Annotated in this window: 24 protein-coding genes; 2 read left to right on the top strand and 22 right to left on the bottom strand. The window is 43.0% G+C overall.

The genetic code is table 11. The annotated features are described in order from the left end of the window. Positions 1-39 precede the first annotated feature (39 nt). From pknB to PCY12_RS06320, 18 genes are all read right to left on the bottom strand, one after another. Positions 40-2019, bottom strand: coding sequence for a Stk1 family PASTA domain-containing Ser/Thr kinase (gene pknB, locus PCY12_RS06405; RefSeq protein ID WP_301352111.1), 1980 nt, complete (start codon positions 2017-2019; stop codon positions 40-42). Then, positions 2016-2756: a Stp1/IreP family PP2C-type Ser/Thr phosphatase gene (locus tag PCY12_RS06400; RefSeq protein ID WP_000406237.1), complete on the bottom strand. Its 741-nt coding sequence runs from the start codon at positions 2754-2756 to the stop codon at positions 2016-2018. Before PCY12_RS06400 ends, pknB begins: the two co-directional genes overlap by 4 nt. A gap of 14 nt (positions 2757-2770) precedes the next feature. Next, entirely contained in the window at positions 2771-4084 is a 1314-nt protein-coding gene (gene rsmB / locus PCY12_RS06395) for a 16S rRNA (cytosine(967)-C(5))-methyltransferase RsmB (protein ID WP_301352110.1), read from the bottom strand. Further along, positions 4077-5012 (bottom strand): methionyl-tRNA formyltransferase, encoded by a 936-nt coding sequence (gene fmt / locus PCY12_RS06390; protein ID WP_301352108.1) that lies wholly within the window; start codon positions 5010-5012, stop codon positions 4077-4079. The genes rsmB and fmt overlap by 8 nt, the downstream gene beginning before the upstream one ends. A 12-nt stretch (positions 5013-5024) precedes the next feature. Then, positions 5025-7421 carry a primosomal protein N' gene (locus PCY12_RS06385; protein ID WP_301352107.1) on the bottom strand — a complete coding sequence of 799 codons (2397 nt, stop codon included), beginning with the start codon at positions 7419-7421 and terminating at the stop codon, positions 5025-5027. Positions 7422-7486: 65 nt separating this feature from the next. After that, entirely contained in the window at positions 7487-7801 is a 315-nt protein-coding gene (gene rpoZ, locus PCY12_RS06380; protein WP_000979235.1) for a DNA-directed RNA polymerase subunit omega, read from the bottom strand. Positions 7802-7825: 24 nt separating this feature from the next. Beyond that, positions 7826-8452 (bottom strand): guanylate kinase, encoded by a 627-nt coding sequence (gene gmk, locus PCY12_RS06375; protein WP_000775041.1) that lies wholly within the window; start codon positions 8450-8452, stop codon positions 7826-7828. Positions 8453-8581: 129 nt separating this feature from the next. Then, positions 8582-10195, bottom strand: a complete 1614-nt coding sequence (locus PCY12_RS06370; RefSeq protein WP_000404934.1) for a ribonuclease Y — start codon at positions 10193-10195, stop codon at positions 8582-8584. A gap of 202 nt (positions 10196-10397) precedes the next feature. Beyond that, complete coding sequence (locus PCY12_RS06365) at positions 10398-11495, bottom strand: nucleotidyltransferase (protein ID WP_301352105.1); 1098 nt, start codon at positions 11493-11495, stop codon at positions 10398-10400. A 9-nt stretch (positions 11496-11504) separates the two neighbouring features. Beyond that, complete coding sequence (locus tag PCY12_RS06360) at positions 11505-12245, bottom strand: class I SAM-dependent methyltransferase (protein WP_301352163.1); 741 nt, start codon at positions 12243-12245, stop codon at positions 11505-11507. 109 nt (positions 12246-12354) lie between these two features. Beyond that, on the bottom strand, positions 12355-12708 hold the full coding sequence (gene rsfS / locus PCY12_RS06355) for a ribosome silencing factor (protein ID WP_301352103.1): 354 nt from the start codon (positions 12706-12708) through the stop codon (positions 12355-12357). Then, the gene (gene yqeK / locus PCY12_RS06350; RefSeq protein WP_301352100.1) at positions 12709-13302 is read right to left on the bottom strand and encodes a bis(5'-nucleosyl)-tetraphosphatase (symmetrical) YqeK; all 594 of its coding nucleotides are present in this window, start codon (positions 13300-13302) and stop codon (positions 12709-12711) included. Then, the gene (locus tag PCY12_RS06345) at positions 13302-13931 is read right to left on the bottom strand and encodes a nicotinate-nucleotide adenylyltransferase (RefSeq protein WP_176139697.1); all 630 of its coding nucleotides are present in this window, start codon (positions 13929-13931) and stop codon (positions 13302-13304) included. The genes yqeK and PCY12_RS06345 overlap by 1 nt, the downstream gene beginning before the upstream one ends. A gap of 51 nt (positions 13932-13982) precedes the next feature. Further along, positions 13983-14294 carry a ribosome assembly RNA-binding protein YhbY gene (yhbY, locus tag PCY12_RS06340; protein WP_000060165.1) on the bottom strand — a complete coding sequence of 104 codons (312 nt, stop codon included), beginning with the start codon at positions 14292-14294 and terminating at the stop codon, positions 13983-13985. Between the two features lie 212 nt (positions 14295-14506). Continuing rightward, complete coding sequence (yqeH, locus tag PCY12_RS06335; RefSeq protein ID WP_267240734.1) at positions 14507-15613, bottom strand: ribosome biogenesis GTPase YqeH; 1107 nt, start codon at positions 15611-15613, stop codon at positions 14507-14509. Between the two features lie 2 nt (positions 15614-15615). Continuing rightward, on the bottom strand, positions 15616-16143 hold the full coding sequence (locus tag PCY12_RS06330) for a YqeG family HAD IIIA-type phosphatase (protein ID WP_173226865.1): 528 nt from the start codon (positions 16141-16143) through the stop codon (positions 15616-15618). Between the two features lie 17 nt (positions 16144-16160). Then, positions 16161-17066, bottom strand: coding sequence for a magnesium transporter CorA family protein (locus PCY12_RS06325; protein WP_173226867.1), 906 nt, complete (start codon positions 17064-17066; stop codon positions 16161-16163). 60 nt (positions 17067-17126) lie between these two features. Further along, on the bottom strand, positions 17127-17687 hold the full coding sequence (locus PCY12_RS06320) for a mechanosensitive ion channel family protein (protein WP_172922536.1): 561 nt from the start codon (positions 17685-17687) through the stop codon (positions 17127-17129). Between the two features lie 138 nt (positions 17688-17825). On the opposite strand from PCY12_RS06320, the gene sstT reads away from it, so the two are divergent. Beyond that, entirely contained in the window at positions 17826-19031 is a 1206-nt protein-coding gene (gene sstT / locus PCY12_RS06315) for a serine/threonine transporter SstT (RefSeq protein WP_173262016.1), read from the top strand. 66 nt (positions 19032-19097) lie between these two features. Next, a complete protein-coding gene (locus tag PCY12_RS06310; protein ID WP_301352098.1) occupies positions 19098-20051 on the top strand; it encodes an aromatic acid exporter family protein in 954 nt (317 codons plus the stop codon). Between the two features lie 157 nt (positions 20052-20208). On the opposite strand, the gene PCY12_RS06305 is transcribed toward PCY12_RS06310, so the two are convergent. Genes PCY12_RS06305 through gtfA form a run of 4 tightly spaced genes read right to left on the bottom strand, consistent with a single transcriptional unit; the run spans position 20209 to position 23460 of the window. Beyond that, complete coding sequence (locus tag PCY12_RS06305; protein ID WP_301352095.1) at positions 20209-20433, bottom strand: accessory secretory protein Asp5; 225 nt, start codon at positions 20431-20433, stop codon at positions 20209-20211. Positions 20434-20437: 4 nt separating this feature from the next. Then, entirely contained in the window at positions 20438-20617 is a 180-nt protein-coding gene (asp4, locus tag PCY12_RS06300) for an accessory secretory system protein Asp4 (RefSeq protein ID WP_001287962.1), read from the bottom strand. A gap of 1 nt (position 20618) precedes the next feature. Beyond that, positions 20619-21956: an accessory Sec system glycosylation chaperone GtfB gene (gene gtfB, locus PCY12_RS06295; protein WP_301352092.1), complete on the bottom strand. Its 1338-nt coding sequence runs from the start codon at positions 21954-21956 to the stop codon at positions 20619-20621. Further along, positions 21949-23460 (bottom strand): accessory Sec system glycosyltransferase GtfA, encoded by a 1512-nt coding sequence (gene gtfA / locus PCY12_RS06290; protein ID WP_301352090.1) that lies wholly within the window; start codon positions 23458-23460, stop codon positions 21949-21951. The genes gtfB and gtfA overlap by 8 nt, the downstream gene beginning before the upstream one ends. Between the last annotated feature and the right edge of the window lie 7 nt (positions 23461-23467).

Genomic DNA, 23467 nt, shown 5'->3' with positions numbered 1-23467 from the left:
GACAAAGATTGATTACTTATTTTGATTATCCATCTGATTTTAAGGAGTAGCTGAACTTGTTTTAGGTTTGTAGATTGAAATCTTGACCCTTGTCTTATTGAGGTCTACCTTTTCACCTGCTCTAGGACTTTGTTCAACAACCATGCCTTCTGCACTACCTGCAGGCGCTTTCGTCACTTCTACAACTTCTATATTGGCTTCCTTAATCCCAACAATTTGAATCAAATTGTTCTTAGTAAACTCCAAGCTGGAACCAATGTAGCTCGGCATGGCAACACTTGTAACTTTTTTAGCTACTGTCAAGACGATTTGAGTAGGTTTACTCAAATCATAAGGAACACCTGCACCTGGACTTTGTTTTATAATCATTCCTGGTTCGCTTTCGCTGGACTCTTCTTCCTCTATCTTAATCAAATTCTCAGGAATCTTCTTCTGCTTGAGTTCTGAGATTACTTCTGTAGAGTTCCGTCCAATATAGTTCCCTAATTGAATCGTCGTAGCTTTTTTAGCTACTGTCAAGACGATTTGAGTTGCCTTGCTCAAATCATAGGTTGTTCCAGCAGCTGGACTCTGTCTGAGAACAGTTCCTGCTTCGCTCTCACTTGATTCCTCTTCTTCAATCTTGATGAGATTTTCAGGAACCTTCTTCTGCTTGAGTTCTGCGATAACATCTGTCGATTTACGGCCGATATAGTTACTCAATTGGAAAGATTGCTTGCCTGATGAGACAACCAAATTGATTTTCGAACCTTCTTTTCGAGTCTTTCTAGCTTCAGGATCTGTACGGATAATCCGCCCTTCTTCCACCTTTTCACTAGCCTCTGATTTCTCCTCGCCAATCTCAAAATTGGCTTTCTTGAGCGTTTCCTTGGCCTCCGCAACTGTCTGACCTGCCACATCTGGAATGGCAATGGTTGCAGGAGTTCTGGATAGTATCCAAATAAGAGAAGCTGCCACCAATACAATGCTGGCCAACAAAATCATATAACGAACTCTAAATTTCCGTTTCTTAACAGGCTTGGTTGCGTAATTGTCTTCTGAAACCTGCTGACTCGGCTTCGCAGTCTGTGGCTTCGGACTTTGTGTTTGCACCTTAGGAATCGAAGTCAAGGTACTCTGGGATACCTTTGGTAGTGTCTTGGTGTCCGCCTTAGTAGTATCATTAAATACCAGTTTAGGCTCATTGCGACGATTGTAAGACAAGCTACTAGACAAGTCCACATACATCTCTGCAACTGATTTATAGCGATCTGTCAATTTCTTAGCAGTTGCCTTGATAACAACATTCTCCAAAGCCTGGGGCACAGATGGATTTTCAGCTATAACCGATGGCAGTGGTTTCTGGAAATGCTGGAGGGCGATGGTCACCGCACTATCCCCGTCATAAGGAATATGACCTGTCAGCATCTCATAGAAAATAATCCCCATTGCATAGATATCACTTTGTACAGTCGCCTTCGAACCACGCGCCTGCTCTGGTGACAAGTAATGGACTGAACCCAGCATCGAGTTAGTCTGAGTCAGACTCGTCTCAGCAAAGGCTACTGCAATCCCAAAGTCTGTAACCTTGACAGTCCCATCTGGTGTCAAGAGGATGTTTTGAGGTTTCAAGTCCCGGTGAACAATTCCTCTGGTATGGGCCAAACGCATGGCGAGAAGAATTTGTCCCATAATACGGACGGCTTCTTCATTAGAGAGAGGATAGTGTTCCTTGATATAGCGTTTGAGGTCAAGCCCAGCCACATACTCCATAGCGAGGTACTGTTGACCGTCTTCCTCACCAATATCTGTTATCCGAACGATATGAGGATGGTCTAAATCTGCCATAGCTCTCGCTTCACGCTGAAAACGAGCTACAGCTATCGGGTCTGTCTGGTAGTTGGTTCTCAGAACCTTCACTGCCACTTCTTCCCCGTCTAGAATCAAATCTTTGGCCAAGTAAACATCTGCCATGCCTCCTCGACCAATCTGTTTGATAATCCGATAGCGCCCGGCAAAAATCTTGCCGATTTGGATCATTCTGCATCCTCCTCGTTCATAGAAACAAGGGCAACCGTAATGTTGTCTAAACCTCCTGCATTGTTAGCAAAACGAACAAGTGTCTCCGTTTTATCTGCTAAAGGAATATCACTGGTTACAATATCACGAATCTCACTGCCTGAAATCATGTTGGTCAAACCGTCACTATTGAGCAAGAGATAGTCACCTGACTCAAGGATAACTGTCCCAAAATCAGGCTGAATTTCATCTTTTTGCCCAATAGACTGGGTGATAATATTTTTCTGTGGATGAGCTTCTGCCTCTTCTGGTGTCAATTGACCAGCCTTGAGCAATTCATTGACCAAGGAATGGTCGCTCGTCAACTGATGGTATTCTTCCCCACGAATCAAGCCGATACGCGAATCACCAATATGAGCATAGATAGCCTGATTATCAATAATAGCAAGGACTTCCAAAGTAGTTCCCATGCCTCTGTAAGCTTCATCCTGACCAAGCTGGTGAATCTTTTGATTTTCAATTTCTAGGTAATGGGCGAACCATTCACGCACTTCATTGACTGTATCGATTTGGGTATCGACCCAAGCTATACCTAGGTCTGTTACCGCCATTTCACTAGCGATATTCCCTGCGCGATGACCTCCCATCCCATCAGCTAAAATAATCATGGTACGTCCAGCTCTATTGACATAGTGGTTGACATAGTCTTGGTTATTTGTCCGTTTCTGACCAACATCTGTTAATAATGAAATTTCCATGTGTCAGTTCCTTCCTAATCCGATATCTTACGAAATTGACTGATGAAGAATCCATCACTTCCATACAATTCAGGTGTAATGAGGATACAGCCATCTTTCATGATATCCTTACATTCATGTTCTAGCTTTACCTGCTCGAACTCAGGATGACTTTCTAAAAACGCCTCAACGACTTGAAAATTCTCCTCTGAGACAATAGTACAGGTACTATAAGTTATTATACCACCTTTGCCTAGTGTTTGACAAACACTACCTAATATTTCTAGCTGAATTTCCTTTAAGGACGCGAAATCTGCCGTTTCTTTATTGTATTTGATATCTGGTTTTCGGCGCAAAAGACCGATTCCTGAACAGGGAGCATCCACTAAAATCTTATCAAATGAATCCTGACCAAAAAACTCATGCACCTTTCTGGCATCTAATTTTTGCGTTTGAACCCGATCTGCAACTCCCAGACGTTGGGCATTTTCTTGAATCAAGTCCAACTTGTGGTCGTAAAGGTCCAGAGCAGTAACCTGACCTGTCGTGAGATAAGAGGCTATATGGGCTGTTTTCCCACCTGGAGCAGCACAGGCATCAAGCACTCGCTCATCTCCCTGCAAATTCAAAGTTGGCGCAACCAGCTGACTAGACTCGTCTTGGATAGTAATAGCCCCTTCTTCAAACAAATCATGGCCTGCAAAATGCCCCTGCTCCTTAACCAGACCAGAGGGAGACAAGGATGAGTCACTAGCCTCCAACAAGGCTTGAATTTCCTCTTTTCGGCTTAGGTCTGTTACACGAATGCTGGCCTTGTTTCGCACCAAGAGACTTTCAAAAATAGCCTGCGCTCGCTCTTCTCCGTATTCTTCCTTGAGCTTGGCAACTAGCCAAACTGGGAGAGAATAGGCAATGGAATCACGCTTGTTTTTTCGTTTGATGCTAGCAATATCTGGCCAGCCTTCACGCAAGATACGGCGAAGGACGGCGTTGACCAATTTTTCACTGCCTTTTTTACGGACTTTGGCCAATTCCACTGCTTCATTGACCACAGCATGGTCTGGAATCTTGTCCAAATAGCGGAGCTGGTAAGCACTCATGAGAAGAAGGACATAAAGCCAACTGTCTAACTGGTCTCTGTCTTCGATAAAGTGGGATAGGTACCATTCCAGAGTCAATTTACGGGCTACCGTTCCATAGACCAGCTCGGTCACTAAGCCCTTGTCTGCTGCAGAGAGCTGACTTCCCTTGAGGTGTTTATTTAAGGCGATATTTGAGTATGCTTGATTGATAAAAACATCCTCTAATACTGCTAGGGCTAAACTTCTAGCCGTTTCTACTTTAGTCACCAAATCGTTCTCCTACAGTCAATGTCCGTCCAACTCCGTTGAGGAAGGAAGCAATGTCCATCTTAGGCTTACCAGCTGGTTGCACTTGTTTGAGGGATAAAGCCCCTTCAGCCGTTGCGACAATCAATTCTTTCTTGCCGATAGAGAGGATTTCTCCTGGATTTCCCTGACCTTCTACAGCTAGAGCTTCATAAATCTTAAAGCGGTCGCCCTTAAGGAAAGTATGGGCAACAGGCCAAGGGTTCATGCCACGGATTTGGTTGAAAAGTTGGCGATTGCTTTTAGTCCAGTCCAATTTTTCTTCCTCTGGCTTGATATTTGGCGAGAAGGTAACCTGACTCGGATCCTGCGGTTCAGGTTTGATATCACCAGCAATATAAGCTGGCAAAGTGTCCAAAAGCAAATCACGACCAACTAGCGCCAATTTTTCAAACAAGGTGCCAACATTGTCCTCATCCGTGATAGGAATACTGCGACGAGAAATCATATCTCCTGCGTCCATTTCCTTAACCATCTCCATAATGGTCACACCAGCTTCCTCATCACCTTGAATCAAGGCATAATGGATAGGCGCACCACCACGGTGTTTAGGAAGGAGGGAAGCGTGAACGTTGATCGCAAAATCCATGCTATCAAGGAGTTTACTTGGGAGAAACTGCCCAAATGCAGCAGTCACAATTCCATCTGCTCCTAGCTTCATAATAGCTTCCATCTCTGGACTTCCAGATAGTTTTTCAGGTTGGTAGATTGGAAGACCCGCTTCTTTGGCAGCCTGCTTGACTGGGGTTTCTTGGATCACTTTTTTACGACCAACAGCACGGTCTGGCTGGGTCACAACGGCTAGAATTTCGTAACGGTCATCCGTCAAAAGCCCTTTTAAGACTGTTGCTGAAAAGTCGGGTGTCCCCATAAAGATTAGTTTTGTCATATCTTCTCCTTCTTATAAAAATTGCTGTGGCTCATGGTCAATGCTGAGACGGAGCTCACTATTTTCTCGTTCTTGAGTCAAGGCCAGAACCTGGTTGAGGGTCGGACCAAGCTCATCTTCTAAACGATATTTAATTAAAATCTGGTAATGATAGAGGTTGTGGGTGCGTGCGATAGGTTTGGGCGTTGGACCAAGAATGTGACTAGTTTCAGACAAACCTGACCGCAAAATGTTCATGACTTCATAGGCACGTTTGACTACCTCTTCTTCTTTCTTGTGAGAAAGGGTAATGCCAATGGTGAAATAGTAAGGCGGATAACCTAGTTGTCGTCTAATGCCCATTTCATAGGCATAAAATCCTTCGTAGTCCTGATCCTTGGCAAATCGGATAGCGTAGTGCTGAGGATTGTAAGACTGGATCAAGACCTGCCCAGCTTTTTCAGCCCGTCCTGCACGACCTGCAACCTGAGTCAAAAGCTGGAAGGTTCTCTCAGAAGAACGGAAATCAGGCAGATTCAAGGCCGTATCCGCATTTAGAACTCCGACTAGGGTAACATTGGGAAAATCCAAACCCTTTGCAATCATCTGAGTACCAAGTAAAATATCTGCTTCCCCTCGACCAAACTGGTCAAGCAGAGCTTGATGACTGCCTTTCTTTCGAGTCGTATCCACATCCATGCGCAGAATACGGGCCTGGGGAAAGAGTTCTGCCAGCTCGTCATAAGCCTTCTGAGTTCCTGTCCCATAGTAACGAATACTGCGACTCTTACAGTTAGGACAGACCTGAGGAATGTCCTTCGAAAAACCACAATAATGGCAGTTCATGTTCTTGGTATCCATGTGCAAGGTCAGGGAAATGTCACAGTTGGGACAAGTATCCACAGTTCCACACTCCCGACACATGACAAAGCTAGAATAACCACGACGATTGAGCATGAGAACCACCTGCTCTTTTTTAACCAGACGGTCCTGAATAGCTTCTAACAAAGGTGGCGTAAAGTTTGACGTCTCATTTTGTCCGATATAGTCTCGAAAGTCAATTACTTGAACCTCAGGGATTGTAGCCAAAGGATTGGCACGTTGGGTCAAACGCAAGTGTTGATAGACGCCTTTGCCAGCACGCGCCCGACTTTCCAGACTAGGAGTTGCTGAACCAAGCACCAGAGCTGCTTGATTATACTGAGCCCGTAAAATGGCCACTTCTCTGGCATGGTAACGGGGATTACTGTCCTGCTTATAAGTCGCTTCATGCTCCTCATCGATAATCATGACCCCCAGATTTTTCAGCGGAGCAAAGATGGCTGATCTGGCGCCAACCACAACTTGGGCATCTCCTCGTTCCACCTTGCGCCATTCGTCATACTTTTCACCATTGGACAGGCCTGAGTGAAGGATGGCCACTTTCTCACCAAAACGGGCGATAAAACGCTCCGTCATCTGTGGAGTCAAGGAAATCTCAGGCACCAGCAAAATAGCTGTCTTGCCCTTGTCCAAGGCCCCTTGGATAATCTGCAAATAAACCTCGGTCTTCCCACTTCCTGTAATCCCTTGAAGGAGGAAGGGAGGCTGATGACTTCCAATCTCACTGACAACCACATCTCGCGCCTGTCTTTGCTCTGGATTCAACTCTAAAGGCTGACTTGCCTCAATACCTTCAAAATAGGCAGCCGAGCGTTGAACTTCCTTTTGGACTATGGTCACAGCACCTTGTTCCACAAAGAAGTTAACTTGCTCCCTCGAATAGAACTCTAGCAAACTAGCCAAGGAAGCACTCTCAGGATGAGAAAGCAAATAGTCTCTCAATTCCAACTTTTTCTTGGCACGTGCAGAAATCTCTACATTTTCTAATTGAGCAAGATTCACCTCATACCAAGACTGGGTCTTGACCTTCTTTTGATCAATCGCCTGATATTCTAGACCAAGCAAGCCTTTTCTAGTCAAACGCATCATTTCAGCTTGCTTACCTAAATCTAGAGAAGAAAAGGCTAGCGAATCTTCTGAACCAAACAAGCGCTCTCGGTCTTCCTGACTTAGGCCTGCCAGAGGATAGAGAATCTTGTCATAGCTGGAGTTTAGAAATCCCGGTAACATAGCCTTGAGGATGGAAATTTTGTAGGAGAAGACGGACTTGCGGAGCTCTTCAGCCAGCCAGAGTTGTTCTTGCGTGAGAACAGGAGAAAAATCCAGCACCTCAGCAATATCTTTTAAATCTTGCTCCATCTCTTCCTTATCTGATTGGGACTCCAAACCAAGAACAATCCCTTGAATCAGGCGATTCCCCTTACCAAAAGGCACATGAACCCGCATCCCAACTTCCAGCATTCCCTCAAATTCCTCAGGAATCCTGTAACTATAGGGCTGGTCCGTCTGCATCAAAGGCACATCTACGATAATTTTAGCTATGCCCATCCTCTCACCTCCTCCTTGTCAGTACATTCTTGCAATAGAAAAAATAAGATTGAGTCCCCCCAACCTTAAATTTTTTCACCATCTTCTTTTTCTTTAGCGATTTGCTCTTTGATTTTCTTTTCTTCTTCTTCTTTACGGCGTTTTTCTTCTTCGATACGGCGACGCACCGCTTCACGTTTTCCTTCTGGATCTGGGTGAATTGTTACGTTTCCTGATTCGATTTCTTCTAAAGCGCGAAGAGTTGATTTTTCAGATTTGAAACCTTGAGTTGCTGGCGCACCTGCTTCCAATTCGTGGGCACGTTTTGCTTCCAAGATTACGAGTGAATATTTTGAAGGAACCTTGTCGAGCAAGGTATCAATAGAGGGTTTTAACATCATTTGCTTGTACCTATTTTCTAAATTTTATCGGGTAGTTGGAGATTTTGGTAACATCTCCTGATAGTGACCAATGACACGATCCACACGGAAGTGCTCTGCTTCAATTACACGTTTGACACGCTCAGCAGCTAGGGGCACCTGATCGTTGACAATCGCATAATCATACTCACGCATGAGAGCAATTTCTTCCTTGGCTTTTTCGATTCGTTGGGCAATTACTTCTGCACTATCTGTCCCACGACCTACCAAGCGATCTTGCAATTCATCCAAATCTGGTGGTGTCAGGAAGATAAAGACAGCATCTGGAACCTTTTTCTTGACCTGAAGAGCGCCCTGAACTTCAATTTCAAGGAAAACATCAATTCCCTTGTCCAAGGTTTCATTGACATAGGTTAGAGGCGTTCCATAGTAGTTGCCGACATATTCTGCGTATTCCAACATCTGTCCTTGGCGAATCAGCTCTTCAAACTCTTCGCGAGTACGGAAGAAATAGTCAACACCGTCCACTTCTCCAGGACGTTGTGCGCGTGTCGTCATCGATACAGAGTATTGAAATTGGTTTTCAGAACTCTCAAAAATCTCTCTTCTAACCGTTCCTTTTCCAACCCCTGAAGGACCAGAAAAAACGATTAGTAAGCCTCGGTCTGCCATTGTGTCTCCTTTTAGTCAGTCTGTGAAATAACATTTCTCTAGAATAATGGCAAACAGCCAGATTATCCTTTACAGTCTTTCTATCTAGTGTAACAAAAAAGCAGTAATTTTTCAACTGCTCTTTCTTATTTATTTAGCATAATCTACTGCACGAAGCTCGCGAATCACGGTTACCTTGATATTTCCTGGGTAATCGAGATTGTTTTCAATTTTCTCACGAACTTTGTGAGCCAAGATTGTGACTTTGTCGTCCTTGATTTGTCCTGGATTGACCATGATGCGGATTTCACGTCCTGCTTGAAGGGCAAAACTATTTTGTACTCCTTCAAAGCCATTCGCAATTTCTTCCAAATCATGGAGACGCTTGATGTAGCTTTCAAGAGACTCACTACGAGCACCTGGACGGGCCGCACTCAAAGCATCTGCTGCAGCGACGATAACTGCAATCACGCTCTCAGCTTCAACATCTCCGTGGTGACTAGCAATCGTATTGACCACAACTGGGTGTTCCTTGTACTTACGTGCCAGTTCCATACCGATTTCAACGTGGCTACCTTCAACCTCACGGTCAATAGCTTTTCCGATATCGTGAAGGAATCCAGCACGACGGGCAAGAGCCGCATTTTCACCAAGTTCGCTCGCCATAATACCAGCTAACTTAGCAACCTCAATCGAATGGCGCAAGACGTTTTGTCCATATGAAGTACGGAACTGCAAACGCCCCATAATCTTCATCAAGTCAGGGTGAAGGTTTGGCGCACCAATCTCATAGGCTGCTGCCTCACCATATTCACGGATCTTATTGTCAATCTCTTGACGGTTTTTCTCAACCAACTCTTCGATACGAGCTGGATGAATACGACCATCTTTGAGTAGCATTTCCATAGTCATACGGGCAATCTCGCGACGAATCGGATCAAAACCTGACAAGGTCACCACTTCTGGTGTATCGTCGATAATCACATCAACCCCTGTCAAACTTTCAAAGGTACGAATGTTACGACCTTCACGACCAATAATGCGTCCCTTCATAGTATCGTCTGGCAGATGAACCGTTGAGTTTGTTGATTCCGCTACATATTCACCAGCGATACGTTGCATAGCTTGAACCAAGATGTCCTTGGCCATTTTGTCAGAACGTTCCTTGACCTCTTGCTCAGCTTCGCGAATACGGCTGGCAATCTCCTTGGTCAAGTTTTCCTCTGTCTGTGCCAAGATAATATCTCGTGCTTCTGCCTGAGACAGAGCACCAATACGCTCTAACTCTGCTTCTTTTTGTCTTTCGACTTCCTCTAATTGCTCTTCACGCGCATCAAGGTTTTTCGCTCTATCAGAAATACTTTGTTCTTTTTGTTCAAGTGTTTGTTCTTTACTCGTCAAATTGTCGTCCTTACGGTCGAGGCTAGTAGCTCTCTCGGTCAAACGACTTTCGATTTGTTTGAGTTCTTGACGTTCTGATTTGAATTCAGCGTCCACTTCTTCACGGTATTTTCTGGCTTCTTCTTTGGCCTCCAATAGTGCTTCTTTTTTAAGAGACTTGCTTTCACGTTTAGCTTCATTAACAAGTAAATCCGCTTCACGTTCAGCTTGTCCACGTAAATTAGTTGCTTCTTGTTCAGCATTTAAAAGCATCAACTCCGCAGCTTCCTGAGATGATTTCATCTTAGCTGAGATGCTGACATATCCAATGACTAAACCAATGATGACGGCAAAAACAGCAATCGCAAGCGACATGATTTCCATGTTTTTACCTCATTTTATTGTTATTCCGAATGACATACATTCTTTTACATTCTACCATAAAAAAGTGATTTTCACAAACCTAAAATAGAATATGTTTTGGGGAAATTGGAGTTTAATTGCCTATAATTTATTAGCACAATCTCTATTTCTTAGAAATCCTAGTTTTAGTAGAGATTTAAGAAAAGCCTACTTTTCAGTATATTTAGTTTGTTTCTATTCTAATCGGTACTCTTCCAAAATTCTGTTCTGCTATACTGGGATTTCCCAGTTGGTAAATCTGGTCTACCTTTTGGGTCATAGCATCCCAAGGTTCTTTACCAATTCGGCTGACTAGATTGACCTGCCCTTTCAGAGACTTAAGATGTTGTCTGCCTTTTTCGGTAAAGCCAAGGACATGAATGGCTTCTGGCAAATTACTTTCTCTTGCCTGTACTAAGATATAGGTCAAGAGGCGTCTGACACGCGCCTTGGTGTAACGTTTGGTCGCAACAGACTCGATCAGATCTTCCACAGACTGGGCTGTCTTGATGGCTTCCTTAATGCGTACTACCATTTCTTGATTGACCTGATAGACGGTGGTTAGGTCGGGATTTGACAAAATTTGATATCGGAGCAAGGGAAAATAGTCATCCCAGCTCACCTTATTAGCCTGCTCAAAGAGAGCAACAGAAGGCATAAAGCGTTCTAAGAAATCTTTGTCCCTCTGGTGCTGACGAAGGGCTGTCGCCGAAGCAAAGTCCACATCCTTGTCCACAGAATGATAACCCGCTCCCTGACGCTGAATTGGCTCAAGCTTGATGTTTCGTCCTGCAACTGCCTTGGCATAGGCCAGAGCAAGGACATGATTGGGCGTATTGCCTGAAAAATCAAGACCTGCAAATTCCTTCCACATGGCCTGAGTTTTCTGGGGATAGGAAAGGGAATCAGCCAGATTTTCCACAAATTGCTCCATCTCAGCACCCTGCTCTGTGTATAAGTCAGCGATTTTCTGGTAATCCAGAATTTCCTCCGTCCCAAATGCTAAAGTATCAATGCCCAACCGAGCCAAGATAGCCACAGCTCCTTGACCAAAGAAATCCGCCGCCTGGACACTGACTAAAAAGGGCAATTCCACTACCAAGTCTGCGCCATTTTCCAGTGCCATCTGGGCCCTTGTCCACTTGTCCACAATAGCAGGCTCGCCTCTCTGCATGAAATTCCCTGACATGGCAACAATTTTCAATCCCTCAGCCTGATTTAGCAGGTATTTGTGGCCATTATGAAAAGGATTAAACTCCGCGATAATACCTGTGATGGTCATGGTAATCTCCTACTTCTGCGCCACAAAAAACCAACGGGTACTAGTTTCTGTTGGCTCCTTGTCCTCAAAGTCCGCATAGAGTTTGAAGGATTTGAAACCAGCCTGTTCCAGCAAAATATCATAGGTCAAAACCTCATAGGTCCGCTCCTCATGCACTTCATCGTGGCGACTAAAGGAACCATCAGCCTCCTTGATAAAAAAGGTCAACTCATGCACGATGGAGTGAGGCGCCGCATCCTCATAGGTATCCCAGAGCATGGCGAACTCTTCCGCATTTTCATGGTAAGAATAACCCGGAAAGACCTCATCTGTCTGATAGGTGGAATGCACATCAAAGATGAAGACACCATCTTCGTTGAGGGAATTATATACTTCCTTAAAGACGTCTCCTACTTCCACCTCATCCTGCATGTAGCAGATTGAGTCCGAATAACAAGTGACAAAATCATATTGACCTGCCTTGGACAAATCCAGCATATTGCCTTCAATAAATTCAATCTTTTGTTTGGCTGAAGAAGCTCTCTTCTCCGCAATCTTCAACATATCCCCACTCAAGTCAAGTCCAGTCACATCAAAACCAGCCAGAGAAAAGCGAACAGACTGGATACCTGTCCCACAAGCCAATTCCAAGAGTTTCTTTCTCTCCTTAGTTTTTGGCAAATGACGCAGAGAAAAATCAGTCCATTTGTCGTATAAACTGTCATCCATGACCGCATCATAGACCGCCGCAAAGGTTTCATAAGTTGCCATAATCATGATACCAAGAGCGTCAATGGCAAACACCACTCGCCCTTTACCTTTCTATCAATTTTTCTAAAATAAGCAAAGAAACCCAGTTGACTACAACTGAGTTCATCTTCTAAGCAAGAGCTTCTGAAATATCTACTGAATCTGCCTCATGCCATAGCTTTTCTAGGTTATAGTGGGCACGCATTTCTTCTGAAAAGACATGCACTACGACAGCACCGAGGTCTAGTAGAACCCAGCCTCCAGCTGCGTCGCCTTCGACATGGCTACCTTTAAAGCCTGCTTCCACTACTTTTTCACGGATATTATCAGCGATAGCATCCAACTGACGGCTATTCATTGAACTAGTAATAACAAAGTAATCAGTCACGCTAGTCAATTCTTGTACGTCAAGTGCGAGGATATCCTCCGCACGTTTCTCATCAGCCGCTTTCACGACTAGTTCTAGTAATTCTTTTTCGTTCATTTAGTCCTCTTTCAAATAGTGCACAAAGGCGTTATAGGTTTCAAGGGTTTGGGGATAGATAGGGAATCCCTGATGAGCTAGATGCTCCACGGTACGAGCTGTTTCGTAGGCCACTGCCTTATCAAGCGATAGACTTGCAATCTCACGTGCCACATCCACTCCTGGAAAGACACGATTGTGCTCGATATAGTCTGCGACATAGATTATCTTATCAAGATAGGTCATCTGACCAGCCCCAACTGTATGGATTTCAATAGCTCGTATAATTTCAGAATCATGCAAATCCAAGTCTTCTTGAATCTTGTAAATTCCGACCATACCATGCCAGACATTATTACCCCAGTTTTTGAGGTCAGGGTCTAGCTGATAACGGTCAATCAAGTCTAAAAACTCCTGATCTGACAGCTTCTTAGCATAGTCATGCAGAAGACCTGCAAGACCTGCTTTCTCAGAATCGACTCCAAATCGCTGAGCCAGTTCTATGGCTGCACGCTCCACACCCAAGCAATGGGTTAACCGTTTTTCAGGCAGAAGCTCTGCCATTTTTTCCAACAAAGCCTCACGAGAGCAGTTGATATAGTCTTGATAGGCCATCAGTAGAGCCCCTCCTTCTCGATGTAGTCTAGCACAGGCTGAGGTAGGAGAAAATTGGGTTTCCGTCCCTGGGCAAGGAAGTCACGCACCATACTGGACGAGATATCCATGAGAGGCACATCCACCCAGATAACTGGATAGGAAGTGCCAGCCTTGTAGCGTGGGCGCTGAACTCCCACAAACTGAACCATATCTACCAGTTCATCAATTCGGTACCACTTAGGCAGATAGTCCACCATGTCAGCACCGATGATAAAGTAATAATCCGTATCAGGATGTTGCTCTGTCAAAATCTTCATAGTGTCGTAGGTGTAAGAAATGCCCTTACGTTCCAACTCAATAGTTTCAATGTCCAGACCTTCAATCCCCTCAATCGCCAACTCAATCATCTTGAGGCGATGGTGCTCAGGGATGGTTTCCTTTTTATCTACATGAGGAGGTTGGTATTCAGGCATGAGTAGAACTTGGTCCAGTCCCAACTGTTGCCGTACTTGGTCCGCAACAATCAGATGGGCATTGTGAACAGGGTTAAAATTCCCTCCTAAAATACCGACTTGTTTGCGTTTTTTCTCCTTAATTTCTGGCTCCAACTCTACCTTGGTAAAGGGAGTCAATAATTCGATTGCCATAGGCTAGTCTCCTTTATTTCTCTGTAAAAACAGTTGTTTGGAGTAGTTTTTCTAGATTTCTTTGACTTTTTTAGAAATCTTGCGATTTTCTTTCTTGCTGGATTGTTTAAACAAAATCAAGATGCGTCCGATTTTTTGGACTGTATCCACACCGATTTCTTCTTCCAAGATTTCAGCTACATCGTGGATATTTTCATCGGTATTTTGCAAGAGCGTTACTTTAATCAATTCACGCGCGTCAAGAGCTTGGCGAACGCTGGTTTTGATTTGGTCGTTAAGTCCATTTTTTCCAATTTGGATGATGGGTTTGAGGGTGTGTGCCTGGCTGTTGAGGAAGGCACGTTGTTTTGATGTTAATGACATAATTTTCTTCCTTGTTTTTTGATAGTTATTTTAGGTGGTGAGGGACGATCGGAACTAATTTTCCAAAGATCTCATCTTTGAAAAATGGATTTCCTGACCTCACAATTGAGCCTTGGTCTCAATTGTGCCCCTTGCCAATCTATCGATTGGCAAGACACCACGGCAATAACTATCTTTTTATGAGCTCACTTTGTTCGCTCAGCGATTTTATTTTAAATTATTGCTTTTCGTATGACGACGGCGACGCCTTCTGGTGCCCAGACGGCGACTTTTGCTGTGCCTGTTACGCGGATCCAGCCGAGTCCAGAGATGACTAAATCTGTCTTTTCCTTAATGTTAAATACATGCTGGACTAGCCTTGGGAAATCTTCTTTTTCCTTGCTATTTGGTGGTGTCAAAAGTGTTCCGAGATGCTTATCGTAGAAAGCACTAGCTCCTTCTAGCTTGGTACGATGGAGTTTGAGTTCATTGTCAAAGAAGGCAGTGAAACCTTGCTTCTCACCCGCAATGAAGTCAAAACGTCCGAGACCTCCTAAAAACAGGGTTTGTTCAGGATTGAGCTGATAGGTTTTAGGTTTGATTTCCTTTTTAGGGCTGACATACTTGAGGTTTTTGGCCGTCAAGTAGTGGGCCATCTGGTGACGGTGGATGATTCCCGGCGTATCGTAAATATAAGATCCGTCGTCAAGCGGAATCTCAATCTTATCCAAGGTTGTCCCTGGGAAGCGCGAAGTCGTGATGACATTCTGGTCACCCGTGATTTCTTGGATAATAGCATTGATAAGAGTTGATTTTCCAACGTTGGTTACACCGACCACATAGACATCGCGGCCCTTACGGTAGTGTTCAATCTTGTCAATGACTTCCTTAATGGCATGTTTATTTTGAGCTGAAGTTAGGACGACATCAACAGGACGAAGCCCTTCTTCATGGGCACGTTCCATGAGCCACTGGCTAATCTTGCCCGGTTTAACTGACTTAGGTAGAATATCTTTTTTATTTCCCACCAAGAGGACATCATTGCCCGATACAAAGCGTGGCAAGCCTGGGATGACAGAGCCATTAAAATCAAAGATATCAATGACATTGACCACTAAGGCATCACTGTCTCCCACCTCATGCAAGAGCTTGAGGAAATCATCGTCCGTCAGCTGGACATCCGTAATTTCATTGTAGTGGCGGAGACGGAAACAACGTTGGCAATAGACTTCGCCAGTTTCCAAACCTTTTTCAAGTGCCGACTGGGGGGTAAAACCAAGACCAGACTTGTCTGTCGTCTGAATGGTTGCTCCACAACCAATACAGAGAATTTCTTCCATAGTTAAATTCCTTTTTTATATGTAATCGGTCCGTACTTTTCCGTTATTTGCTTCATAACACGGCGCTCACGAGCTCGGTTAATCTGCGTTTTGATTGAGTCATGTTGGACCAAGGGTTTGACTAAAATCGAGCGAATACCAGCACGGTGGGCTGCTCGAATATCGGTCATAAGCTGGTCGCCGACCATGACCACTTCACTTTTCTCATAGTGGAATTCCTTCATAGCACGATCAATCCCAAATGTGAAGGGCTTCAAGGCCCAATAAATGTAATCAATTTCAAACTTCTCAACTGCTCTTTGGACGCGTTTCTTAGTGTTATTTGAGACTACGATAATGCGAATGCCCGCGTCCCGAAGATCATGTAGCCATTGTTTCATCTCTGGCGTCCCATCAGGGTTGTTCCAAGCAATGAGGGTATTGTCCAAATCGACCAAAACAGCCTTGATTCCCTGCGCCTGCAGGCTTGGAACTGTCAGATCATAAACTGCTTCCACAGCAAAATCTGGCATGTAGTTTTCAATCGCCATTCTGGCTCCTTTTCTTTTTAATTTCTAGTAATTTTCTTCATCCATTGAGATAAGGCTGCCCATAAAATCAAGCTAGCCATTAAGATATAAATCCAAGCATTTGGCTCTTCTGTAAATGGTAGAGGAACATTCATTCCGAAGAAACCTGTAATAACCGCAAGTACTGCTAGTAAGACGGAGATAATAGTCAAAATTGACAAACTATCATTCAAGTTATTGTTTAGGATGTTGTTGTAAGAAGCTGAGAGTTGTTGCAAGACTTGAGAAATCAAGTCTGTCATAGACACCAACTGATGGGCTTCAATCATGGCATCATCAAACTGCTCTCGTTCGACATCATTAAATCTCCGATAAAGAGCATGGCCCTGGATATGTTCCAAGAGGAGTCGATTTTGTTTTGCTGCTGCTGTCAAGTAAACCATACCAGTCTCCAAGTCAGAGAGAGCGAAGAGATTTTTCTTTGTTGTAGTTTGACGTAGCAAGGCACTAATTTCGTCCTTACTTTTATCCATCTCTTCAATGACAGGATAATAAGCGTTACTGATAATCTCTAAACCAGCAAAGAGAAACTTGTAAATAGAAAGCGACTCATGGCTATCCAGATAAGCTGACATCTGATCAATGACATAAGCATTCTTATGGTTGCTGATGGTAATCATTCGTTGTCTTTCGACGATAAAGGTCATGGGAATCGCTTCATAATATTCTTTGTCTTTTTCTAAATCAAGAACATTATAAATAAAGGTTACCGTCTCCGTTTCACGGTTATAATCCATATGAGCTCGTTCATTTCTATCCAGAGCATACTCAATGGTTTCCTTGTCCAATCCATAGATGTCAGAAAGATCTTCCATATTTTTAATCTTATCCACATCAAGGTCTATCCAAATACAACCATTGCCCAACTGCTTTTCTAAAACCATCTTTTTTTCTCCTTTATTAAACTCTTTCTATTGTACCACAAATTACTTAAAATAACAGGTCTAGTCTGTGCGTGAGAAATTGCTAACAACCGTGATATTTCGGTTAGGGACAAAGTGAAGGGCTTGCTCCTCACTACGAAGCTGGGTCGTACGAATTCCCACGCTGACGACCTTGCCCGATACAGTAATGGGGCCATTTGTCAGAACGACCTCATCTCCCACATCCAGTTGACGTTCAAAGAGGATGAAAAAGCCATTGATGACATCAGATAGAAAGCCTTGGGCTCCCATCCCAATCGCCACCCCAGCGATTCCAGCCCCAGCCAACAAACTAGATACAGGTAAGCCTAAAATCGATAAAATACAGTAGAGTAAAAAGAAATATAGCGTATAATTAAACACATTTTCTAGTAAACGCGCAATAGTCTTTTGGCGTCCGACATCATGATGAGACATTTTTAGAGAAGGTTTGACAATTCTCTGCACCATAGTATGAAGCATTTTTTTAGCAATATAAAATACAATCAAAAGCAGTAAAAGAGAAATGACCTTGGTTAGAATATTCTCGATAATGGTTGTCACATCTAGCTTTTCAATATAAGCTTGAATAAATTTTTGCATATAAAACTCCTTTATTTCATTATACCATATTTTCATCAGTCTCATTCTCCATAAATATTCAAAAAATAGACAGAAAATTCTTGATTTTGTCTATTATTTATACTATAATCATAATCACTACACAAAAAGGAGATTATTATGAAAAGAATCATTCATGCTTGGAACAAGGCAAGCCTTGTCAAGCGTATCTTGATTGGTATGCTTTGTGGGGGAATCCTAGGACTGACCCTTCCTAATCTCTCAGGAATTGGTCTACTCGGGGATTTATTCGTCGGAGGTCTAAAAGCTGTTGCTCCTATCCTAGTCTTTGCCCTCGTTGCCAATGCCCTTTCCCAACATCAAAAGGGGCAAGATAGCAATATGAAAACTGTTGTTTTCTTGTATATCCTAGGAACTTTTGCTGCTGCTCTTGTAGCTGTTGTAGCTAGTTTCATCGTCCCTATTGAAATTACCCTAAATAGTGCCAATACTGAAATTGCACCACCAGATGGGATTGGGCAGGTCCTCAGCAACCTCTTGCTCAAACTGGTTGACAACCCAGTCAACGCCCTGCTTACTGCCAACTACATCGGTATACTATCTTGGGCAGTCATTTTTGGAATTGCTATGAGAGAGGCCAGCAAAAATAGTAAAGAATTACTAAAAACTATCGCTGACGTGACTTCTAAAATTGTCGAATGGATCATCAATCTGGCTCCATTTGGAATCCTTGGTCTTGTTTTTAAAACCATTTCTGACAAGGGAATCGGAAGCCTTGCCAACTACGGTATTTTATTGGTTCTATTAGTAACGACTATGCTTTTTGTCGCCCTTGTGGTCAACCCTTTGATTGCCTTCTTCTTTATGAGACGCAATCCTTACCCTCTAGTTTGGAACTGCCTCCGTGTCAGCGGTGTGACAGCCTTTTTCACTCGTAGTTCTGCGGCTAACATTCCTGTCAATATGAAACTCTGCCATGACCTTGGACTCAACCCAGATACCTATTCTGTTTCTATCCCACTTGGTTCTACTATCAACATGGCAGGGGCAGCGATTACCATTAACGTTTTGACCCTTGCTGCAGTTAATACTCTTGGAATTCCTGTTGACTTTGCCACAGCCTTTGTCCTCAGTGTGGTAGCAGCTATCTCAGCCTGTGGTGCTTCTGGTATTGCTGGAGGTTCCCTCCTTCTTATCCCAGTTGCTTGTAGCCTTTTCGGTATTTCTAACGATATTGCCATGCAAGTTGTTGGGGTTGGATTTGTGATTGGGGTCATCCAAGACTCATGTGAAACAGCCCTTAACTCTTCTACAGATGTTCTCTTTACCGCCGTTGCCGAATACGCAGCAGCCCGTAAAAAATAAGCAAGAAGACAAGCCTGCTCAGGTCTTGTCTTTTACGCTTTTATTCTAACTTATCAGGAAATTCTTATGTCTATTAGCCAACGTACGACCAAGCTCATCTTAGCTACCTGTCTTGCCTATTTTCTTGCTTATTTTCTCAATCTTTCCTCAGCAGTTTCGGCTGGAATTATCGCTCTCTTGAGCCTATCTGATACGCGTAGAAGTACCTTAAAACTGGCTCGCAATCGACTCTTTTCCATGCTCCTAGCTCTGGCTATCGGTGTTCTAGCTTTTCACTTGAGCGGATTTCATATCTGGAGCCTTGGCCTCTATCTTGCCTTCTATGTGCCTCTAGCCTACAAGATGGGCTGGGAAATTGGCATCACACCAAGTAGCGTTTTGGTTAGCCATCTCTTGGTGCAAAAATCAACCTCTCCAGACCTTCTAGTCAATGAACTCCTTCTCTTTGCAATCGGTACAGGATTTGCCTTACTGGTCAATCTCTACATGCCTTCACGAGAAGAGGAAATTCATCACTACCACACATTGGTAGAAGAAAAGTTAAAAGATATCCTCCTACGCTTCAAATACTATTTATCCAGAGGAGACGGACGCAACCAAGCACAGCTGGTAGCAGAATTAGACACGCTTTTGGAAGAAGCCCTCAGACTGGTCTATTTGGATCACTCTGACCACCTCTTTCACCAGACCGACTACCATATCCACTACTTTGAGATGAGACAGCGACAAAGTCGTATCCTGCGAAATATGGCCCAGCAAATCAACACCTGTCACCTAGCTGCCAGTGAAAGCCTGATTTTAGCGCAGCTCTTTTCAAAAATTGCTAGTCAACTGAGCCAGACCAATCCTGCTTCTGATTTACTAGATGAAATTGAACGCTATCTGGAAGTCTTTCGCAACCGTAGTCTGCCCAAAACAAGAGACGAATTTGAAACCCGCGCCACCCTCCTCCAACTCCTACGTGAAGCCAAAACTTTCATCCAAGTAAAAGTTGATTTTTACCAAAAATATGGACAGTAATACTCAATGAAAATCAAAAAGCAAACTAGGAAACTAGCCGCAAGCTGTACTTGAGTACGGTAAGGCGACGCTGACGTGGTTTGAATTTGATTTTCGAAGAGTATAAAAAAGAAAACTTCAGACCAATCCACAAAAGGTGAATATCTGAAGTTTTCTTTTATTTGTAAGTTAGCACCATAAAGGTTAATAGTAGAACAAATAAAGCCAAACTCACTAATAAGGTGAGCACTTTTACCAAGGTGTTGCTCTGCCAGTAACTTGGTTTTCCAATATTACTAGTGGCATCCATGGAAAATAGTTGATTTTGACGGGGTTGTATGGTTACCAATACAATCAAAGCAATAGATAGGACAATAGCTAAAACAATCAGTATGTCAATCATAGGCCTACCTCAAAATTCCCAACAAAGTAAAGAGCAAACCAATCAGAATCATTAAACCCAGTAAGAGTGAAAAAGTCTTACTAATCTTTTCCCCTCGAGTTTCTTTTTCCTTCTTGATAGGTTTTTGTTTCAACTCTTCCATGCGACCTTCAACGTCTTTGTAAAATAAATCTTCCTCTGACATGTTAGCCTCCTAAAACAGTTTGCATGGTTTCCTGATATCGCACCAAGTCAACATAGTTGGCATGTTGTCCTTGTTTGCCAAGTGCCTGACGCATTTGATCAACATCTGAAAGGGCCAGTTTAATAGTCTCAACCAAAGAAGAAACTTCACTACTCTCAAATAGATGATCTGGAGCTATGTAAAGTCTATTGTGCACCGTTTGGTTAAATCCAAGAATCAAAAGATTATGCTCAAAGGCCTGTCGTACTGCCTGCAACAACTCATTGCTATAGTTGATATCCAAGTAAATATCCGACAATTGATAGAGCTCCTGAATCTTCTGTGGACTAGCGTTTTGATAAAGTACCACATTAGGATAACGAAGCATATCTAAGAGCTTAGAAGACATCTCTGTCACCGCTGCGATACGGAAAGTGACATCAGGCAAGGCTTCTACGATTGCTTCCACTTGCTCAATCTGATCGGAATTAGTCAAGATTAAGGCATCTCGTCTTAGGAAATTATCACGTTTGAACTGGTAATGGTAACCCAAGTGAACAAACTGATCATGGTATTTCTCGTCAGTCAATTCTAAAGCGCGCTCATAAGTCGCCTTATTTGGAATGATGATCTTCTTAGTACGCACATTATCACTTTCCAAAATCAACTGCATATTTCCCGGAATGGCATCATAAAGAGGTTCCTGCCAAACCAAAACATCTGAGCCAGACTTATCTGGATGATAGAAGGAAACCAAGAAAGGAGTCGCTAAGGTATTAAAGATAAGCTGACTTGTGTCTATTTCCAAATCTTGCAAAAAGAAGGTGATAAATTCAACCTTATTTGCAAAGTAACGCATGGACTGACCAGGCAAAGTCAATAAGATATCACCCGTCACATGGTTTTCAAGCAAAACTTGTTGGTCATTGACATCTTGGTAAACTGTCATAATCGGCTCACTATCTGCGCTATAGGTCGTTGTAGCAAAGCAAGCACCAAAGCGATTATAGTGGTCAACCTGACGTACTCGACCTTCTAGGTCTTTCCAATCTACCTGTTTAACCAAGCGAGCCTGCATTCCGTCAGCATAATGAATGACAGCCCTCTCCTGTGTCACATCCTCAATACGAGCAGACTGATTATTTCCTGAAATTTCCCAAAAAGCTGGAACAGGTACTTGGTTAAAATAAAGAGGTTTTCCCTTTTCATATCCTAGATAATAAGTAAAAGGAGAAACCAGACCATCAGGCAGAAAGCCATCTGCATCGATAACTACTCCAAGTTGGGAAAGACCAGTAGCGACTAGACTTTCATGTAAATCTCGACTTTCCTGACTATATCGATCATAAAGTTCAATCATGGAGCACCTCCTCTACTGTTTTCTTCCACTTTTCCAAAATTTCTTTTGTCAAGAAACCTTCCGCAATTTGATAAGAATGGGCACGCATTGCTCCCAAGCGATTTTCTTGATACAATTGACAAATCTTAGTTGAAAAAGCTTGCTTAATTTGGTCTTCTACATGGTCAGATGAACTTGGAATCAAATAACCATTTTGCCCATCTTCTATAAAGGTCTGGTTGCCATAAGGCACATCAAAACCGATTAGTGGTAGACCTGATCCAACAGCTTCCATCAAGGTCAAACCAAAGCCTTCGCTGGTAGAAGCCGTCAAGTAGACCTCATACTGACTATAAATCTGCGCAAGATCCGCATGCCCCTTGAGTTGGATATAATTCTCTGCCTTATGAGTTGAAATAATTTCTCTTAGTAGAGAATCCTCTCCACCACTACCATAAATATCAAAGGTTAATTCAGGTATTTCCTTATGAGCCTCAATGACCGCCTTGACCAACCAATCAATGTGTTTTTCTTTGGCAAGACGCGAAGCCGTAATCAATGAAAAGGGCTTACGTCCCTGACTTGACTCAGTTAATGCATCAATACTTCCTACAGGAATAGTAACAATCTTTGGACGATGCTGAGTATATTTGGCAAATTGCTCTTGCAACACTTCATTCTGTCTGTCAGTTGATACGATAAAGAAATCAACCTTATCTGCATTGGTAAACTGGTAGTCATAGTAGTTGTTCCAAAGGATATAGTCCTCATTTGTAGCATTTTCACTATAATGCTCCGCATGAACAACTACCGCTAAATGCGCTGCCTGTGCTTCCTCAAAAACAACTTGTCCAATGCCTGTCTCTCTATCAAGAATGACCAAATCAGACTTGTTCAAATGTAAGGATTTCATAAAGGCACGCATAAAGGCTTGTTTCCCATATAAAATCTTATCCTTGAAACGATAAACTTCTTCCTTCCCTTGATTCATCAAGATATCATAGGCCGGAGTCCCGTCTTCATTATAGAAAGTTCTTTGGTATAGGACTGCAACATTATCCTTGGGAGCAAAGTATTCAGTGCAGTAACGAGTATAAGAAAAGTAATCCTTACGAATCAATTTTCCTTTAAAGACATACTCGGCATATTGAACCAAGTTCTTGCCCTCATCAACCAAATAACAGGTTACAAACTTATCTTGGTCAGAAAAGAAGACACGCAAGACCTTCCCATTCTTTTCTCTACGACTTTCGACACCACCAAAATAAGTCAAGACATCATCCACTGTCACACTTGTCGGTGCAATCTTAATGTCTGTAAAGTGGTTATAAAGCCAGATGACTTGATCATCATCAAAACCAATATTGGCTGTCAAGTGCTGAATGTTATCGGCTAAAATCATATCTGTAAAGATAAACTTAGAGGACAGATTTAAATTCCGAAAAATACCAGCACGATAGGCTTGAGCGTATTCAACACCACTACTAGCCCAGCCAATTCCTAAATTTATATTGTAAATTGTCATATTTTCT

This window comes from Streptococcus sp. SPS1 (assembly GCF_030439915.1).
GTDB lineage: Bacteria > Bacillota > Bacilli > Lactobacillales > Streptococcaceae > Streptococcus.
The sequence above is the reverse complement of the archived record's forward strand: the minus strand, read 5'-3'. Positions and strand labels throughout refer to the sequence as shown.

Excerpts from the sequence above, each read along its gene's own strand:
- pknB (WP_301352111.1), bottom strand. The coding sequence starts at position 2,019 with ATGATCCAAATCGGCAAGATTTTTGCCGGGCGCTATCGGATTATCAAA.
- PCY12_RS06400 (WP_000406237.1), bottom strand. The coding sequence starts at position 2,756 with ATGGAAATTTCATTATTAACAGATGTTGGTCAGAAACGGACAAATAAC.
- fmt (WP_301352108.1), bottom strand. The coding sequence starts at position 5,012 with ATGACAAAACTAATCTTTATGGGGACACCCGACTTTTCAGCAACAGTC.
- PCY12_RS06385 (WP_301352107.1), bottom strand. The coding sequence starts at position 7,421 with ATGGGCATAGCTAAAATTATCGTAGATGTGCCTTTGATGCAGACGGAC.
- rpoZ (WP_000979235.1), bottom strand. The coding sequence starts at position 7,801 with ATGATGTTAAAACCCTCTATTGATACCTTGCTCGACAAGGTTCCTTCA.
- gmk (WP_000775041.1), bottom strand. The coding sequence starts at position 8,452 with ATGGCAGACCGAGGCTTACTAATCGTTTTTTCTGGTCCTTCAGGGGTT.
- PCY12_RS06370 (WP_000404934.1), bottom strand. The coding sequence starts at position 10,195 with ATGGAAATCATGTCGCTTGCGATTGCTGTTTTTGCCGTCATCATTGGT.
- PCY12_RS06365 (WP_301352105.1), bottom strand. The coding sequence starts at position 11,495 with ATGACCATCACAGGTATTATCGCGGAGTTTAATCCTTTTCATAATGGC.
- PCY12_RS06360 (WP_301352163.1), bottom strand. The coding sequence starts at position 12,245 with ATGGCAACTTATGAAACCTTTGCGGCGGTCTATGATGCGGTCATGGAT.
- rsfS (WP_301352103.1), bottom strand. The coding sequence starts at position 12,708 with ATGAACGAAAAAGAATTACTAGAACTAGTCGTGAAAGCGGCTGATGAG.
- yqeK (WP_301352100.1), bottom strand. The coding sequence starts at position 13,302 with ATGGCCTATCAAGACTATATCAACTGCTCTCGTGAGGCTTTGTTGGAA.
- PCY12_RS06345 (WP_176139697.1), bottom strand. The coding sequence starts at position 13,931 with ATGGCAATCGAATTATTGACTCCCTTTACCAAGGTAGAGTTGGAGCCA.
- yhbY (WP_000060165.1), bottom strand. The coding sequence starts at position 14,294 with ATGTCATTAACATCAAAACAACGTGCCTTCCTCAACAGCCAGGCACAC.
- yqeH (WP_267240734.1), bottom strand. The coding sequence starts at position 15,613 with ATGGAAGAAATTCTCTGTATTGGTTGTGGAGCAACCATTCAGACGACA.
- PCY12_RS06330 (WP_173226865.1), bottom strand. The coding sequence starts at position 16,143 with ATGGCGATTGAAAACTACATGCCAGATTTTGCTGTGGAAGCAGTTTAT.
- PCY12_RS06325 (WP_173226867.1), bottom strand. The coding sequence starts at position 17,066 with ATGGTTTTAGAAAAGCAGTTGGGCAATGGTTGTATTTGGATAGACCTT.
- PCY12_RS06320 (WP_172922536.1), bottom strand. The coding sequence starts at position 17,687 with ATGCAAAAATTTATTCAAGCTTATATTGAAAAGCTAGATGTGACAACC.
- sstT (WP_173262016.1), top strand. The coding sequence starts at position 17,826 with ATGAAAAGAATCATTCATGCTTGGAACAAGGCAAGCCTTGTCAAGCGT.
- PCY12_RS06310 (WP_301352098.1), top strand. The coding sequence starts at position 19,098 with ATGTCTATTAGCCAACGTACGACCAAGCTCATCTTAGCTACCTGTCTT.
- PCY12_RS06305 (WP_301352095.1), bottom strand. The coding sequence starts at position 20,433 with ATGATTGACATACTGATTGTTTTAGCTATTGTCCTATCTATTGCTTTG.
- asp4 (WP_001287962.1), bottom strand. The coding sequence starts at position 20,617 with ATGTCAGAGGAAGATTTATTTTACAAAGACGTTGAAGGTCGCATGGAA.
- gtfB (WP_301352092.1), bottom strand. The coding sequence starts at position 21,956 with ATGATTGAACTTTATGATCGATATAGTCAGGAAAGTCGAGATTTACAT.
- gtfA (WP_301352090.1), bottom strand. The coding sequence starts at position 23,460 with ATGACAATTTACAATATAAATTTAGGAATTGGCTGGGCTAGTAGTGGT.